At 72.6% G+C, this 16,200-nt stretch carries 16 protein-coding genes and 1 pseudogene; 14 read left to right on the top strand and 3 right to left on the bottom strand.

Translation table 11 applies throughout. The annotated features are described in order from the left end of the window. Positions 1 to 37: 37 nt before the first annotated feature. From BJY18_RS05375 to BJY18_RS05330, 10 genes and pseudogenes are all read left to right on the top strand, one after another. Entirely contained in the window at positions 38 to 1,027 is a 990-nt protein-coding gene (locus BJY18_RS05375) for a helix-turn-helix transcriptional regulator (RefSeq protein WP_184778192.1), read from the top strand. After that, positions 1,024 to 2,004, top strand: coding sequence for a helix-turn-helix transcriptional regulator (locus tag BJY18_RS05370; RefSeq protein WP_184778191.1), 981 nt, complete (start codon positions 1,024 to 1,026; stop codon positions 2,002 to 2,004). The genes BJY18_RS05375 and BJY18_RS05370 overlap by 4 nt, the downstream gene beginning before the upstream one ends. Before the next feature lie 9 nt (positions 2,005 to 2,013). Further along, positions 2,014 to 2,238 carry a bacteriophage holin gene (locus BJY18_RS05365; RefSeq protein WP_184778189.1) on the top strand — a complete coding sequence of 75 codons (225 nt, stop codon included), beginning with the start codon at positions 2,014 to 2,016 and terminating at the stop codon, positions 2,236 to 2,238. 25 nt (positions 2,239 to 2,263) lie between these two features. After that, positions 2,264 to 2,581 carry a Sec-independent protein translocase subunit TatA gene (tatA, locus tag BJY18_RS05360; protein WP_184778186.1) on the top strand — a complete coding sequence of 106 codons (318 nt, stop codon included), beginning with the start codon at positions 2,264 to 2,266 and terminating at the stop codon, positions 2,579 to 2,581. A gap of 87 nt (positions 2,582 to 2,668) precedes the next feature. After that, positions 2,669 to 3,649 carry a twin-arginine translocase subunit TatC gene (gene tatC, locus BJY18_RS05355; protein WP_184778185.1) on the top strand — a complete coding sequence of 327 codons (981 nt, stop codon included), beginning with the start codon at positions 2,669 to 2,671 and terminating at the stop codon, positions 3,647 to 3,649. 3 nt (positions 3,650 to 3,652) lie between these two features. Then, a complete protein-coding gene (locus BJY18_RS05350; protein ID WP_184778183.1) occupies positions 3,653 to 4,540 on the top strand; it encodes a diacylglycerol/lipid kinase family protein in 888 nt (295 codons plus the stop codon). A gap of 54 nt (positions 4,541 to 4,594) precedes the next feature. Then, the gene (locus tag BJY18_RS05345; RefSeq protein ID WP_184778180.1) at positions 4,595 to 7,369 is read left to right on the top strand and encodes a DEAD/DEAH box helicase; all 2,775 of its coding nucleotides are present in this window, start codon (positions 4,595 to 4,597) and stop codon (positions 7,367 to 7,369) included. Between the two features lie 115 nt (positions 7,370 to 7,484). Then, positions 7,485 to 8,195, top strand: coding sequence for a DUF4333 domain-containing protein (locus BJY18_RS05340; RefSeq protein ID WP_184778178.1), 711 nt, complete (start codon positions 7,485 to 7,487; stop codon positions 8,193 to 8,195). Positions 8,196 to 8,281: 86 nt separating this feature from the next. Further along, positions 8,282 to 9,472 (top strand): GNAT family N-acetyltransferase, encoded by a 1,191-nt coding sequence (locus BJY18_RS05335; protein ID WP_184778176.1) that lies wholly within the window; start codon positions 8,282 to 8,284, stop codon positions 9,470 to 9,472. 31 nt (positions 9,473 to 9,503) lie between these two features. After that, positions 9,504 to 10,709 (top strand): annotated as a pseudogene (locus tag BJY18_RS05330) (GNAT family N-acetyltransferase); the annotation flags it as partial. A 37-nt stretch (positions 10,710 to 10,746) separates the two neighbouring features. On the opposite strand, the gene BJY18_RS05325 reads toward BJY18_RS05330, so the two are convergent. Further along, positions 10,747 to 11,700, bottom strand: a complete 954-nt coding sequence (locus BJY18_RS05325) for a 5'-3' exonuclease (protein WP_184778174.1) — start codon at positions 11,698 to 11,700, stop codon at positions 10,747 to 10,749. A gap of 286 nt (positions 11,701 to 11,986) precedes the next feature. On the opposite strand from BJY18_RS05325, the gene BJY18_RS05320 reads away from it, so the two are divergent. The 4 genes from BJY18_RS05320 to BJY18_RS05305 are packed head-to-tail and all read left to right on the top strand — an operon-like array spanning position 11,987 to position 14,138. Beyond that, complete coding sequence (locus tag BJY18_RS05320) at positions 11,987 to 13,129, top strand: M24 family metallopeptidase (RefSeq protein WP_184778172.1); 1,143 nt, start codon at positions 11,987 to 11,989, stop codon at positions 13,127 to 13,129. Then, positions 13,126 to 13,578: an Lrp/AsnC family transcriptional regulator gene (locus BJY18_RS05315; RefSeq protein WP_033287500.1), complete on the top strand. Its 453-nt coding sequence runs from the start codon at positions 13,126 to 13,128 to the stop codon at positions 13,576 to 13,578. Before BJY18_RS05320 ends, BJY18_RS05315 begins: the two co-directional genes overlap by 4 nt. Before the next feature lie 46 nt (positions 13,579 to 13,624). Then, positions 13,625 to 13,852, top strand: coding sequence for a hypothetical protein (locus BJY18_RS05310; protein WP_184778170.1), 228 nt, complete (start codon positions 13,625 to 13,627; stop codon positions 13,850 to 13,852). Then, on the top strand, positions 13,839 to 14,138 hold the full coding sequence (locus tag BJY18_RS05305; RefSeq protein ID WP_184778168.1) for a hypothetical protein: 300 nt from the start codon (positions 13,839 to 13,841) through the stop codon (positions 14,136 to 14,138). Before BJY18_RS05310 ends, BJY18_RS05305 begins: the two co-directional genes overlap by 14 nt. A 34-nt stretch (positions 14,139 to 14,172) precedes the next feature. On the opposite strand, the gene BJY18_RS05300 is transcribed toward BJY18_RS05305, so the two are convergent. Together BJY18_RS05300 and BJY18_RS05295 are read right to left on the bottom strand one after the other, a co-directional pair. Beyond that, positions 14,173 to 14,667 (bottom strand): hypothetical protein, encoded by a 495-nt coding sequence (locus BJY18_RS05300; protein ID WP_184778166.1) that lies wholly within the window; start codon positions 14,665 to 14,667, stop codon positions 14,173 to 14,175. Positions 14,668 to 14,852: 185 nt separating this feature from the next. Next, a complete protein-coding gene (locus tag BJY18_RS05295; protein WP_184778164.1) occupies positions 14,853 to 15,923 on the bottom strand; it encodes a GDSL-type esterase/lipase family protein in 1,071 nt (356 codons plus the stop codon). Positions 15,924 to 16,200 lie beyond the last annotated feature (277 nt).

Raw genomic sequence — 16,200 nt, 5'->3', positions numbered from 1 at the left:
CACGATCGTGCCCGGGCGTGCGAGCTACAGTCGTCAGGTGTCCACCGCACGCGCCGAACGGCTGGTCAACCTCGTGCTGGCCCTGTTGTCCACCCGGCAGTACCTCACCGCCGAGCGGATCCGCGGAATCGTGCCCGGATACGCGGACGCGGCCAGCGACGACGCCTTCCTGCGCACGTTCGAACGCGACAAGACCGAGTTGCGGGAGCTGGGCATCCCGCTGGAGACCGGCCGCACCTCCGCCTTCGACCCGGTCGAGGGCTACCGCATCGCCCGCCGGGACTACGAGCTGGGTGAAATCGACCTGGCCCCCGACGAAGCCGCGGCTGTCGGGCTCGCCGTGCGGCTGTGGGATTCACCCGAGCTGACCGGACAGGCCCAGGGCGCGCTGGTGAAACTGCGCGCGGCCGGCGTCGAGGTCGACGACCAGGCCCCGACCGTGATCGAACCGCGGGTCCGCGCCGAACCCGCGTTCGGGCCGATGCTCGCCGCGGTGCAGGCCGGGCAGGCGGTGCGGTTCGAGTACCGCCGCAGCGGCTCCCCGGAGCGGCGCATCCGCACCCTCGAGCCCTGGGGCGTGGTGTCCTGGCGGGCCCGCTGGTACGTGGTCGGGCACGACCGTGACCGCGACGCCACCCGCTGCTTCCGGCTCTCCCGCGTCACCGGCCGCGTCACCCCGTTCGGCCCGGCAGGCGCGGTCAGCCGCCCGGACGGGATCAACCTGCTGCAGCTGGTGTCGGTCACCGGCGGCGACGAACCGTCCCCGGTCACCACGGCCCGGCTGTGGGTGGCCGACGGCCGGGCCGCCGGGGTGCGCCGCCGCGGCGAGATCGTCGGCCGGGACGTCGCGGGCGGCGAGGAAGGCGACGTGGTCGAGCTGGGCCTGTCCTTCCCCGAATCGGCCGCGGACTGGCTCGCCGCGCAGGGCCCCGACGTGCTCGTGCTGGAGCCGGACGTGCTGGCCAAAGCCGTGCTGCACCGCCAGGAGGCCGTGCTCGCCCGCGCCGAGCGGGGGAGCGGCCGGTGAGCGGCTCCGGGGAGCGGATGCCCCGCCTGCTGGCCTTGGTGCCCTACCTGCTGGCCCGCCCCGGGATCCGGATCGACGAGGCGGCGCAGGACTTCGACGTGACGCCCCGGCAGCTGCGCAAGGACCTCGAGCTGCTGTGGATGTGCGGGCTGCCCGGCTACGGCCCTGGCGACCTGATCGACCTGTCCTTCGAGGGCGACACCATCGTCGTCACCCACGACGCCGGGATGAACCGCCCGCTGCGGCTGACCGGGAGCGAGGCCACCGCGCTGCTGGTCGCGCTGCGCGCGCTCGCTGAAACCCCGGGCGTCGCCGACGGTGACGCGGTGCGCAGGGCCACCGCCAAGATCGAGGACGCGGCCGGGCAGGCCCGCCCGGCCGGCGTCGTGGTCGGCGGCGGGGTCCGCGAAGGCGCCCGCGCCGCCCGCACCCGGGAAACCGTCGCCGGTGCCCTGCAGGAAAGCCGTGCCCTGCGGATGCGCTACTACACCGCGTCCAAGGACCAGATCACCGAACGCACGGTCGACCCGATGCGGCTGGTCATCGTGCAGGCCGTCGGCTACCTCGAAGCCTGGTGCCGCCGGGCCGAGGACGTTCGGCTGTTCCGGCTCGACCGGATCGACGGGCTGACCGTGCTGGACGAGCCCGCCGCGCCCCCCGCCCACGCCCGGCGCAGCGACCTGTCCGACGGCGTGTTCTCCGCCCGTCCCGATCAGCGGGTCGCGCACCTGGTCCTCGACCCCGACGCACGCTGGGTCGCCGAGTACTACCCGTGCGAGGAGCTGGCCGAGCTCGACGGCGGACGGCTGCGCATCGGCATGCGCTACAGCGACGAGCCCTGGATGGTGCGGCTGGTGCTCAGCCTCGGCGGCGAAGCGCTGGTGGAAAGCCCGCGGGAGCTCGCCGACGCGGTCCACCGCCGGGCCGCCGCCGCGGTGGCGCGAGCCCGTCACCTCACGTCCACCTCCGACCGTTAAGGTGACGCCGTGCCGTACCTGCCGACCGTCGTGCTGCTCGCCGCGGGCCTGCTGCTGCTGGTCATGCTCCTCGTACGGACATTCAGAGTCTTGCGCCGCCTCCGTCACACGGTGAGCATGGTGAACACGGTCACCCAGGACCGGACCGGGCTTCTCCGCGCCCGCTCCGCGGCCCTGCGGCTGGCCGTGGCACAACGCCGCGGAGCGCCGCGCACCCAGTACCATCGGGATTGACCCCAGAGAAGGAGGGCAGACGACCATGAACGCGCTGCAGCCGTGGCATCTCATCATCCTGGTGCTCGTGGTGGTTCTGCTGTTCGGAGCGAAGCGGCTGCCCGACGCCGCCCGGTCCATCGGCAAGTCCATGAAGATCTTCAAGGCCGAGACGAAGGACCTCTCCGGCCAGGAGAAGGACGGCGACGCCGCCGCCGAACCAGTCGAGACCCGCCAGATCCCGCCCGCCTCCGCGACCCCGGCGTCTTCGGCGCAGGACCAGCAGGTCGCCGACCTGCAGCGGCAGCTCGACGAGATGAAGAAGCAGCAGGCCGACGGCCAGCCGCAGAAGAACGCGAGCTGACCGACCCCTCTTCCCCCGGTTCCCGGTCCACGGAGCGCGCCCTCCCCGGCGCGCTCCGCAGGGCTACGACGAGAACGGAACGACCCTGTGGCGGAATCCGCCAACGGCAGCGGCACTGGCAACGGCGGCCGGTCGTCGCGACGGCGCCGGCGCAGCCGACGGGCCAACCCCGACGGCACGATGACGCTCATCGAGCACATCTACGAGTTCCGCCGCCGGCTCGGCTGGGCTCTGCTGTTCGTCGTGGTCGGCGGCATCTTCGGGTTCATCTGGTTCGAGCAGCACCTCGGCGTGATCCCGTCACTCGGCGACATCATGAAGGGCCCGTACTGCGCCATTCCCGCGCAGCAGCGGTTCGACGGCAACTCCGGCGGCTGCAAACTGCTGCAGACGGTGCCGTTCGAGGCGTTCATGGTGCGGTTGAAGGTCGGTGTCGCGGCCGGGGCGGTCCTCCTCTCCCCGGCCTGGCTCTACCAGATCTGGGCGTTCATCGCGCCCGGTCTCTACTCCAAGGAACGCCGTTACGCGACGGTCTTCGTCAGCTTCGCCTCGGTGCTCTTCGCCGCCGGCGCGGTGCTGGCCTACCTGCTCGTCCCGCACGCGCTCGCCCTGCTCGCCGGGTTCGGCCAGGACCAGTTCGTCACCGCGCTCACCGCGGACAAGTACATCTCGTTCATCCTGAGCCTGCTGGTGATCTTCGGGGTCAGCTTCGAACTCCCGTTGCTCGTGGTGATGCTCAACCGGGTCGGCGTGCTCAAGTACCAGCAGCTGAAGAAATGGCGCCGCGGCATCCTGTTCGCGCTGTTCGTGTTCGCCGCGTTCGCCACCCCCGGCTCCGACCCGTTCTCGATGCTCGGCCTGGCCGCGGCGCTGACCCTGCTGTTCGAGATCTCCATCCAGATCGCCCGTTTCCACGACCGCAAGCTCGACAAGGTGCGCGCCGACGAGGGCTGGGACCAGCTGGCCGACGACGAGGCCGCGCCGTTCGACTACACCCCCAGCACGCTCGAGGACGAGAAACCCGCCGCGTCCGGGCCGTCCGCGCGCTCGACCGACGACATCACCTGATCCGTGGGTCTGCACGCGGCACTGGCCGTGCACCCGGCTTCCGGGAGAGGCGCCGCCGCGCGCGTCGCGGAAGCCGTCGCCGCCCGGCTGCGGCCGGCGGTCGACCGGCTGGACGTGCTCACCGCGACCAGCGTCGAGGAATCCCGGGCGCTGATGCGGTCCTCGCATGCCGAAGGCCTCGACGTGCTGATCGTGCTCGGCGGCGACGGTGCCGCACACCAGGGCGTGCAGTTCTGCGCCGAACACGACGTGGCCCTCGGTCTCGTGCCGTCGGGCACCGGCAACGACCTCGCCCGCGCGCTCGGCGTCCCCGCCGACCCCCGCGCCGCCACCGACGACCTCGCCCGCGCACTTCGTGCCGGTCACCGCCGCCGCGTCGACCTCGGCAGGCTCGGCGACACCTGGTTCGCCACCGTGCTGTGCAGCGGATTCGACGCCGCCGTCAACTCCCGCGCCAACCGGCTGCGCTGGCCCACCGGGCCACGCCGCTACGACCTCGCAATTCTCACCGAACTGGCCGCGTTCCGGCCCCGCCCGATCGTCCTGCACACCGACGAGGGCACCCTGGAACTCGAAGCCATGCTGGTGGCCGCCGGCAACACCCCGTACTACGGCGGCGGCATCCCGATCTGCCCGTCCGCCACCCCGGACGACGGCCTCCTCGACGTCACCGTGATCGGCGCGGCCGGCCGCTCGCGGCTCCTGCGGATGCTGCCCACCCTGCGCACCGGGCAGCACGTCGGCCACCCCTCCGTGCACACCCTGCGCACCCGCACCCTGCGCCTGGAGGCACCCGGCTGGCCCGCCTTCGCCGACGGCGAAGACCAGGGCACCGCCCCGGCGGAAGCGACGTGCGTCCCGGCGGCCCTCACCGTCGTCGGCTCCCGCTGAGGCCCGCCGGCACACCGGGTGCGCACCGGCCGGGTCGTGTGGAACCCTGACGGGGTGGCCACTAGCCCTTCACCATCACCGGCCGAGGCCTACGCGGTCTCGCGGCGCCGCGGCAAGTACCCCCAGCTGACCCGGTTCGCCGGCGAGGTTTCCTTCGAGTTCGACGACTTCCAGGTCCGCGGCTGCGAAGCCCTCGAAGACGGGCACGGCGTGCTGGTGTGCGCTCCGACCGGGGCCGGCAAGACCGTGGTCGGCGAGTTCGCCGTGCACCTCGCGCTGGCCGAGGGCCGCAAATGCTTCTACACCACCCCGATCAAGGCGCTGTCGAACCAGAAGTACACCGACCTCGCCGCCCGCTACGGCACCGACGCGGTCGGGTTGCTCACCGGCGACACCTCGATCAACGGCAACGCCCAGGTCGTCGTGATGACCACCGAGGTGCTGCGGAACATGCTCTACGCGGGCAGCTCCGCCATCCCGGAACTGGGCTACGTGGTGATGGACGAGGTGCACTACCTCGCCGACCGGTTCCGCGGCGCGGTCTGGGAGGAAGTGATCCTGCACCTACCCGAACACGTGCGCGTGGTCGGGCTGTCGGCCACCGTCAGCAACGCCGAGGAGTTCGGCGAATGGCTGGTCGAGGTCCGCGGTGACACCGCCGTCGTGGTCGACGAGCACCGGCCGGTGCCGCTGTGGCAGCACATGCTCGTGGGCAACCAGCTGCTGGACCTGTTCGCCGGGCAGAACGAAGCCGACCCGGGGGAGCAGCTGCGGATCAACCCGTCCCTGCTGCGCCGCACCCAGGACCTCGGCCGGTACGCCCCCGCCTTCGGTGGACCTCGTGGCCCCCGTGGCGGCCGCCGCGGCGCCCCGCAGCGCGGCCCCCGGTTCCGCCCGCCGTCCCGCGTCGACGTCGTCGACCGCCTCGACACCGCCGGGCTGCTGCCCGCGATCGTGTTCATCTTCTCCCGCGCCGGCTGCGAAGCCGCGGTCGCCCAGTGCGTGCGCTCCGGCCTGCGCCTCAACAGTCCCGAGCAGATCGACGAGGTTCGCCGCATCGTCGACGAGCGCACCGCCGACCTGCCCGAAGGCGACCTCGGCGTGCTCGGCTACTGGGAATGGCGCGAAGCCCTCGAACGCGGCATCGCCGGCCACCACGCCGGCCTGCTGCCCGCGTTCAAGGAAACCGTGGAGGAGCTGTTCGTCCGCGGGCTGGTGAAGGCCGTGTTCGCCACCGAAACCCTCGCGCTCGGCATCAACATGCCCGCCCGCACCGTGGTGCTGGAACGGCTGGTCAAGTACAACGGCGAAGCCCACGTCGATCTCACCCCCGGTGAGTACACCCAGCTCACCGGCCGCGCCGGGCGCCGCGGCATCGACGTCGAGGGGCACGCCGTCGTGGCCTGGCAACCGGGCGTCGACCCGAAAGCGGTCGCCGGCCTGGCCTCCACCCGGACCTACCCGCTGCGGTCCTCGTTCCGTCCCGGCTACAACATGGCCGTGAACCTGGTCGCGCAGGTCGGTGCGGACGCCGCCCGCGACCTGCTGGAACAGTCGTTCGCGCAGTTCCAGGCCGACCGGTCGGTGGTCGGCACCGCCCGCCGGATCGAGCGCAACTCCGAAGCCCTCAAGGGCTACGCGGACGCGGTCACCGGCGACTTCGACCAGATGCTCGAGTACGTCGAGCTGCGGGGAAAGATCTCCGCCCGCGAGAAGACCCTGGCCCGGCAGAACACCGCGGCACGCCGCGCGGGCACCGCCGAATCACTCGAGAAGCTCCGCAAGGGCGACGTCATCGCCGTCCCCGCCGGCCGCCGCGCCGGACTGGCCGTGGTCGTCGACCCCGGGCTCGACCCGATCCGCGAACCCCGCCCCGTCGTCGTCACCGAGGACCGCTGGTCCGGGCCGCTGTCGGTGGCCGACTTCCCGGCCCCGGTCGCACCACTCGGGCGGATCCGGCTGCCCAAGCACGTCGAACTGCGCTCCCCGAAGACCCGCCGCGACATCGCCTCGTCCCTGCGCAACGCCGGAATCGAGACACCGGGGCGGCAACGCCGCCGCACCGGCACCGGCGACGACGCGGAACTCGCCTCGCTGCGCCGGGCGCTGCGCGCCCACCCGTGCCACGGTCTGGCCGAACGCGAGGCCAACCTGCGCTGGGTCGAGCGCTACCAGCGGCTGGTCACCGAGACCGAACAGCTCGAACGCAAGGTCGCCGCGACCACCCACTCCCTGGCCCGCGCGTTCGACCGGATCCTGCGGCTGCTCGGCGAACGCGGCTACCTCGGGCCCGGCACCGGAGAGGACCGGGTCACCGAACACGGCCGCAGGCTCGCCCGGCTCTACAGCGAATCCGACCTGCTCGCCGCCGAATGCATCCGCCACGGCGTCTGGTCCGGCCTCGGCCCGGCCGAACTGGCCGCGGTCGTGTCCACCCTCGTGTTCGAGGCACGCCGGGACACCGCGGGCGAACCGCGGCTGCCCGGCGGCGCCGTCCCGGCCGCCTGGCAGGAAACCGGACGGCTGTGGGTCGAGCTGACCGAGGACGAACGACGGCACCGGCTCGAACGCACCCGCGAACCCGACGCCGGGTTCGCCTGGCCGGTCTACCGCTGGGCCCGCGGCGAATCCCTGGAGAAGGTGCTGACCGCCGCGGAGACCAACGGCCAGGAACTGTCCGCGGGCGACTTCGTCCGCTGGTGCCGCCAGGTCATCGACCTGCTCGACCAGGTACGGGACGTGCTCGGCAAGGCCGACCCGGTCGGCGGCACCGCCGCGGAGGCGGTACGCGCCCTGCGCCGCGGGGTCGTCGCGGCCGGCGGCGCATGAGTTCGAGGGCACCGTGCCGGGCGCGGGCGGACACCGTGTGCGTGGTCGCGTGTGCTCGGCCCGCACCTGTGGTTGGATCGCGCACGACGCAGGCGAGTAAAGGCGGAGGCGAACGATGAGCACGCCGTATGGCGGCAACGACCCGCGGCAACAGCCCCAGTACGGGCAGCAGCCGCAGTACGGCCAGCAACCGGGTGGCGCCTATCCGCAGAGCGGACCGCAGCAGCAGCCCTACCAGCCCCCGCAGTACGGGCAGCAGCAGCCGCAGTACGGCGGCTACCCGCAGCAGACCCCACCCCCGCAGACGCCGCAGTGGGGCCAGCAGCCACCGCCGCAGCAGCACCCCTACGGCCAGCCCTACGACCCGAACCAGCAGGGCTACGACCCGAACCAGCAGCAGGGCTACAGCCAGCCCGGCGGCTACCCGCAGGGCGGACCGCAGCAGCAGCCGGGCCAGTACGACTACGGCCGGCCCGGCGGTGAACCGGAGCCCACGGGCAAGTCGAAGAAGGGCCTGTTCGCCGGGATCGGCGCGCTGGTCGTCGTGGTCGTCGTGGTGGCGATCCTCGGGTTCGTCGCGCCCGGCTTCTTCAAGACCGAGGTCTTCAACAACACCCAGATGCAGACCGACGTCGCCAAGCTGCTCACCGACACCTACAAGATCGATGGCGTCAGCGGGGTCACCTGCCCCGCCGAGCAGAAGGTCGAGGACGGCGCGAAGTTCGAGTGCACCGCCACCATCGACGGCAAACCCCAGCAGGTGCCGATCGCGGTCAAGGGCAACGACGGCAACTACGAGGTGTCCCCGCCCGCCGCGGCCCAGTGAGCACCGCCGCTCACGGCCCGATGAGCACCGCCGCCCGCCGGTGAATCCAGTGGCCCCGCCCGTCGCTTTCCGGCGATGATCGGGGTATGAGCGACCACGAGATCCGGTTTCTGCGCACCGACGAGCACCGCGCGGCCTGGGACCTGTTCCGGGCCGCGCTGCACGTGGCACCCGGCACCGACGAGGAATGGGACCGCGCCGTCGCCGCCCACCAGGAGGAGCGCGGCCTCGGCGCGTTCGGGCCCGGCCTCATCGGCACCGCGCGCTCGTTCGACTCCGAACTCGTGGTCCCGGGCGGAGCGAAAGTCCCGCTCGCGGCAGTCACCGGCATCGGCGTCAGCGCCGGTCACACCCGACGCGGCGTGCTCACCGACCTGCAGACCGCGCAACTGGCCGACTTCACCGAACGCGGAGTCGTCGCCGCGACGCTGCGGCCCACCGAGGGCACCATCTACGGGCGCTACGGCTACGGCATCGCCACCTACGCCCGGAACATGCTGGTCGACCGGCACCGCGCCCGGCTGCGCCCGGAAACGCCGTCCGGTGGCGAGGTGCGCGTGCACGACCTGGACGAAGCGGTTTCCCGCTGGCCCGAGCTGTACACCGCGTCCGAGCCCGGCCGGCCCGGGGTGATGACCCGGTCCGCGGCGTTCTGGGCAGGGCACGAAAACGGCGTCCGCAGGATGTCGAAGCTGATCCGCACCGCCGTACACTGCGGCCCCGAAGGCGACGACGGCCATCTCGTCTACCACGTCGACCGCGAGTCCGGGAAGGTGCATGTCGTCGCGTTCCACTACGCGAACGCCGAGGCGTTCGCCGGGCTGTGGCGGTTCCTGCTGTCGGTCGACCTGGTCGACGAGATCGCGCTGCTGGCCCGTCCGCTCGACGAACCGGCCGCGCTGCTGTTCAGCGACCCCCGCACCGTGAAATCCGAAGGCGCCGAGGACGAGACCTGGTTGCGCCTGGTCGACGTGCCCGCGGCGCTGGCCGCACGCAGCTACCCACCCGTCGCCCCCGTGGTGCTCGAGGTCCACGACCGCGCTTTGCCCGCCAACAACGGCCGCTACCTCGTCGGCCAGGGCACCGTCGGCCGGACCGACGAGAAACCCGCGCTGCGCCTGGAAACGGACGCGCTCGCGACGCTCTACCTCGGGACCTGGCGTGCGTCCGCGCTCGCTGCCGCCGGGCGGATCGAGGTCCTCGACCCCGCCGCCCCGGCCGCCGCGGACCTCCTGTTCAGCACGCCGGAATCACCATGGTGCGGCAGCTTCTTCTGACCGGAACCCACCGACCCGAGGGGATGCGCGAATGAGCGACTACACGGTGCGGCCGATCACCGAAGCCGAACGACGGCCGGTGTACGACGTCCTGCAACGGGCGCTGCACCGGAACCCGGTCACCGACGAGCGGTGGGCCAGGATCACGGATTTCTGGGCAGCCGACGGGACCACCGGGGCCTTCGCCGGCGAGCTGCCGGTCGGCGTCGCCAGCTCGATTCCCAGCACGATCGTGCTGCCGGGCGGCGCGACCCTGCCGATGGCCGCCGTCGACGGTGTCGCGGTCCGCTCGGACTGGACCCGCCGCGGCGTGCTCACCGCGATGATGGACACCCAGCTGCACGAGTTCGCCGAACGCGGCTACCCGGTCGCGGGCCTGCATGCGAGTGAGGCGGTGATCTACGGCCGGTTCGGCTACGGCGTCGCCACCCGCTCCGCCACGATTCGGGCGAAGCTGCCGGCCCGCCTGCGTGATGGTGCCACTGCACCCGGCACAGTGCACGTACTCGACGGGGCAGAGGCGACGGCGACTGCTTCCGCGATTCACGAGCGGATCGGCCTGCGCCGGCCGGGCATGATCGCCCGGCCGGCACGGTGGTGGGAGGTCTCCTACAGCCGGAAGCTGGACCTGGAGGGCTACCGCCTCGCCGTCCACACCGGCCCCGGCGACTCCGGTGTCCCCGACGGCTTCGCCGTCTTCCGCACCGTGCCCCAGCGGGACCATCTGGACCCGAACCACGGCGCGCTGCTGGAAGCGGAGGACTTCGTCACGGCCGACGACGCGGCAGTGGCCGGCCTGTGGCGGTTCCTGCTGTCGGTCGACCTCCTCGCCACGGTCAACGCACCGGGCCGTCCGGTCGACGAGGAGGTCGGCGTGCTGCTCACCGACTCCCGGCGCGCCCGCACCGTCTCGGTCGGCGACGAGCTGTGGCTCCGGCTCGTCGACGTACCCGCCGCGCTGGCCGCCCGCACCTACGGCACCGCGGACCCCGTCGTCCTCGACGTGGCCGACCGCATGCTGCCGGACAACACCGGCCGCTACCGCATCGGCCCGGACGGTGTGGAACGCACCGGCGCGGCCGCGGACCTGGCGCTTGACGTCGACACCCTCGCCATGCTCTACCTCGGCGAATGGCGGCCCGCGACGCTCGCGCTCGCGGGCCGGATCACCGGTGCGGACCCCGGCGCGCTCAGCCGCGCCGACGCGTTGTTCCGTACCGCGCAACGGCCGTGGTGCGGAACGCACTTCTGCGCGGATCCACGCCTCAGCGGACTCACGCCCCCGGCAGCGCCGCCAGCAGCCGCTCGACGGACCGGCCGAGATTCCAGCGCTCGGCCAGCTCCGCGACCCGGTCCGGATCGGCGGGCGCCGAGGGCACCGCGTCCGGGCCGGACTGCTCGACCGGCGCGTCCACCGCGACCCGCACCACCGTCGGCGCCACCGCGAGGTAGTCCGCGGCCTCGGTGAGGCGCAGCCGCGTCTTCAACGGCACCCGGGGATCGCCGGCCGACGCCGCGGCCACCAGCTCGTCCAGCGAACCGAACTGCGTGATCAGCTTCGCCGCCGTCTTCTCGCCGATCCCGGCCACCCCGGGCAGCCCGTCGGAGGGATCCCCGCGCAACGCCGACATGTCCGCGTACGCGGGCCCGGCGTGCTCGACCGGCACGCCGTAGCGTTCGGCGATCCCCGCCGGGCCGAGCACCTCAGCCTTCGCCCAGCCCCGGCCGACATACACCACCGCCGCCGGCGTCGGCTCGGTCCGCACCAGCTGGAACAGGTCCCGGTCGCCGGTGATCACCTCGACCCCGTCCGTGCGCTCGCGCGTGGCCAGCGCGCCGATCACGTCGTCCGCCTCGTAGCCTGCCGCCTCCGCGGTCGCGAACCCGAACGCCGCCAGCACGTCCAGGATGATCGGGACCTGCGGGGTGAGGGTGTCGGGCACCTCCTCCACGTCGGCCGCCCCGGACCCGCCGTGCTCCGCCACCGCGACCCGATGGGCCTTGTAGCTGGGCAGCAGATCGGTGCGGAACTTCGGCCGCCAGTCCGCGTCCAGGCAGGCCACCAGCCGCGACGGCCGGCGGTCGGTGAGGATCCGCGCCAGCGTGTCGGTGAACCCGCGCACCGCGTTGACCGGCGTCCCGTCGGGCGCGGTCATCGAATCCGGCAACGCGTAGAACGAACGGAAGTACAGGCTCGCGGAGTCGAGCAGGGCGAGTGGTCCGGTCACCCGCCCAGCCTGCCATGCCCGCTCCGGCACCTCGTCCGACGCGCCGGACCGCCGGCGCCGGACGAGGTGCGCCGGATCGCCGCGGCGGAGACGGGCTCGCCGTCGGAGCACGCGTCCGAGCGCGAGGGGCCTGCCGAGCCCGCTCGCTCGCCCGACGTGCGCGGCCCAAGCCGCAGAACGCCTCCAGGACGGGCAGCGCGGCAGGTGCCACGGACGGGGTCCGGACAAGCCGGCTCGCCGCGCGGCGAGTGTCCCGGTCCGGAGGCCTCCGGCTAGGCTTCCGGGCATGTCGCGCCGATCCCTCCACACCCCTGCCCCCGACGCCGCCGCCCTCCGTGCGCGGCTGGACCGTGCCGCGAAGGCCGCCGCCGCCGCGGACACCGACGCCCTGCTCGTCGCGCCCGGTTCCGACCTGCGGTACCTGCTCGGCCAGGCCGGGGGATCGTTCGAGCGGCTGACGACGCTCGTGGTGCCCGCGGACGGCACGCCCGCGCTCGTGGTGCCGAAACTGGAGGCACCCGGCTACGCCGACGTGCCCACCGCCGAGCTCGGCGTCGAGGTACTCACCTGGGTCGACGGCGTCGACCCGTACCGGCTGGTCGCCGACCGGCTCGGCAAGCCCGGCCGGGTCGCGGTCAGTGACTTCACCCCGGCGCTGCACGCCTTCGCCCTGCGCGCGGTGCTCGGCGACGCCGAACTGACGCTGGCCGGCCCGGTCGTGCGTGAGCTGCGGATGCGCAAGGACGCGGCGGAGGTCGACGCCCTGCGCGCGGCCGGCGCGGCGATCGACCGCGTGCACGCGCGGATGGGGGAGTGGCTGCGGGCCGGCCGCACCGAGGCGCAGGTGGGGGCCGACATCACCGCGGCGATCGTGGCGGAGGGGCACACGCACGCGGACTTCGTGATCGTCGGCTCCGGCCCGAACGGCGCGAGCCCGCACCACGACGTGTCCGAGCGCGTGATCGAGCGGGGAGACGTCGTGGTGATCGACATCGGCGGTCCGGTGGCCGAGGGCTACAACTCCGACTCCACCCGCACCTACGCCGTCGGCGAGCCCCGTGACGCCGACGTCGCCGGAACCTACGGGGTGCTGCAGCGCGCGCAGCAGGCCGCGGTCGACGCGGTCCGCCCCGGCGTCCCGGCCGAGTCGATCGACGCCGCCGCCCGCGAGGTGATCGAGGACGCCGGGTTCGGCGAGTACTTCATCCACCGCACCGGCCACGGCATCGGCCTGGACGTGCACGAGGAGCCCTACATCGTCGCGGGCAACGGGCTGCCGCTGGAGCCGGGCATGGCCTTCAGCATCGAGCCGGGCATCTACCAGCCGGGCCGCTGGGGCGCCCGCATCGAGGACATCGTGGTCGTCACCGAGTCCGGGGTGGAGGCGGTGAACACGCGGCCGCACGAGCTTGTCGTGCTGGACTCATGAGCGGCCCGCTGGAGCCCCTTGACCAGTCGATCGTGCAGGAGCTCGCGGCGGACGGGCGCCGCAGCTTCACCGATCTGGCCGAACGGGTGGGGCTTTCGGTGTCGGCGGTGCACCAGCGGGTGCGGCGGCTCGAGCAGCGCGGCGTCATCCTCGGCTACACCGCGCGGCTGGACGGCGAGCAGATCGGCCTGCCGCTCACCGCGCTGATCTCGCTGACGCCGAACGACCCGGCCGCCCCGGACGACTACCCGCAGCGGATCCAGCACATCACCGAGATCGAGTCCTGCTACTCGGTCGCCGGCGACGAGTCCTACATCCTGCTGGTGCGCGTGGCCTCTCCGCTGGGCCTGGAGGATCTCCTGCGCCGGATCCGGGAGGCGGCGAAGGTGTCCACCCGCACCACGGTGGTGCTGTCCACCCCGTTCGAGGGCCGTTCACCCACGCTGTGACCTCGTATCGCCGCCAGGTGGTGCGGTCACTGGTACGGTAAAAGGTATGGCAACACGCAAAGTGACCCTTTCGCTGGACAGCGGGGCGCTCGAGTTCGCCGAGCGGGCCGCCAAGGCGCACGGCATTTCGGTCTCGTCCTGGCTGTCCAAGGCAGCGCGGCGCGAGGCGGTCCGCACCGGATACACCCCGCAGCAGGCACTGGCCGCGCCGGCGGCCGAAGCGGACGAAACCGAACGCACGGCGGCGGAAAAGGACCTGCGTGCGCAGGGGTGAGGTCTGGGCGTACCACCCGCCGACGGAGGCGGCCCGGCAGCGCACCGTGGTGCTGCTGTCCTCGGACGGCGTGAACGAGTCCGAGCGCCCCTGGCTGCTCGGCACCGAACTGCTCGACCGCGATCCGCAGGACATTCTCGGGGTCGCCATCGACGCCCGGTACTGGGTGTCCACGCTCAACCTCACCCGGCTCTACCGGCCCTGGTTCGCCGAGCGCATCGCCGAGATCGACCAGGACGTGCAGGAGCAGATCGACATCGCCCTGCGTGCCGCACTCGACCTCTGAACCGGCACGGGAGCCGGACGGCGGCTGACCGGGTTCACCGCTCGCGAACCAGCTGACAGGGCTCCTCTCCGCCGGGGAGGTACAACCGGTCGTCCGCGTCCACGAAGGTCTCGGTCACGGGTTCACCACGGAAGTAGGCGACTGCGACGTTGGTGAACCGGACCCGGTTCTCGCCGGCGCGGGTGATCCCTGCCGGGAGTTCGAGATCGGCGAACTGGACGGCGTAGCCGGGGTCCATCGTGGCGAGGTAGCTCCCGGACCGGCCGGATTCCCTTTCCCGGGCGGCGAGGACGTCGCCGAAGTGGAACAGCGAGAAGATGGCGTCGATGGCGTCATCGATGCTTTCGCTGCCCACCTCGAGCCGCTGGTAGGTGACGTTTCGCGCGCCGCCGCGCCAGTAGTCGATGTCGGTGTGGCCGACGCGGCGGTAGTAGCTTTGCCAGGGCGTGCGCCGGTCCCAGGCGGCTTTCGACAGTGGCGACTTCTCCACCCCGCCGACGTTGGTCCCGTCGTCTGAAACGCAGATCATCGCGAGCGTACGGCTCTGAGGCCGTAGCACGAGGTTTCGGCTCTTCAGCAGTTTCGCGGTCCGCGGAGCCACGCTGTATACCCCCACAGCCATCCCTTCACATCCCGTCCGATCCAGCCGGAGAAGTATGCGGCGACCCGATGAAATCCCGCTGAAACCCTCGGTGACCGGGTCGGGCGGCGGGATCAGCCGCCCGGGACCGGGTGCAGGGTGCCGTCCGGGCCGCCGACGCAGGACGCGCTGCCGTCGCGGGTGGCGAGGAAGTCCGAGAGGCAGCCGGCGATCGCGGCGTGCCCGGCGGCGTTCGGGTGGAAGGATTCCTGCAGGGCGTGCGTGGCCCGGTCGAGATGGGTCAGGTCGTCGAGGTGCAGGGTGAGCCGGGTGAACCACTCCGAGGACTGATCGGCGCCGCCACTGCACGCCTCGTGCCGGGCGCCGGCCCGAGCCAGGTCCAGGAACCGCGCGCCGGACTGGGTCGCCGCCTGCCGCAGCCCGGCCGAGAGCGTGCTGATCCCGGTCGTGGCGATCCAGTCGAGGTCGTCGGTGCGGAACGGGCAGCCGTTGAGGCTCTGCAGGTCCGCCGGGATGCCGGGACCGACCGGAGTGGCGTAGGACTGCAGGACCAGCTGGTAGTCCGCCGGCACGTAGCCGGCCTGCGCGAGCACCTTCTTCACATCGCCGACGGCGTTGACCACCTTCGGCACCATGGCATCCACCTTGGACTTCCAGGTGTCGCGGAGGGTCACGTTGCAGCCGGTCGCGCCGGCATCGAACCAGGCCCGGAAACAGGCGGTGACCTGCGCGGAGAACTGCGGATCGTCGTTCGCGCCGACCGCGATCACCACGGTGCTCACGCGGTGGTCCTTGACCACCTCCGCCAGCTGCGCGGCCTGCGAACGCTCCCCCCACTGCTTGCCGTCACCGAGCGCGACCTGCGCGGACGGTGCGCCGGAGCAGGCGAGGTTGACCCGGGCGGTGACCCCGGGGACGCGGACCTTCTGCACGAACGCGTTGGCCGATCGGTGGCACCAGTCGCCGCCCCGGCCGTCGGTGTCCGGGGTGTAGGCGCCGGCGCCCTCGCCGGACACCGTGCTGTCGCCGATCGCGACCACGGTGAGCGGCCCGGTCCCGGGCGGCCCCTGCCGGGGATGCGGACGCCCGGGCATGCTCTCCGAACCGAAGAACGCGAAAAACCCCACGAGCAGCACCACACAGGCGAGGACCAGCGCCCCCTGCCACCACCGGAATCTTCGCATCGCCACCGCAGTCTAGTCAGCCCGCGCCCGTTCCGGAGCCCCTGACCTGCCGCTGCGACGCGCGTCACCACCCGGCCCGCGAGTGTCCACAGTGGAGGGAGCGGGCACGGCGGCCGACCAGTGCGAACCCGCCGGGAGCGGACCGCCCCCACGGTCGCCGCCCTACCCCGATCGGCAATGGTTTAAACCTTTCCGGTCTGGCTCTGCCCTCCCGCACCCACCGGCCGGTGCGGTGAGGCACTGCGCTTTGACCGGCTCACCACGATGTTCGAGCCTG

Source organism: Amycolatopsis jiangsuensis, from assembly GCF_014204865.1.
Taxonomy (GTDB): Bacteria; Actinomycetota; Actinomycetes; order Mycobacteriales; family Pseudonocardiaceae; genus Amycolatopsis; species Amycolatopsis jiangsuensis.
The sequence above is the reverse complement of the archived record's forward strand: the minus strand, read 5'-3'. Positions and strand labels throughout refer to the sequence as shown.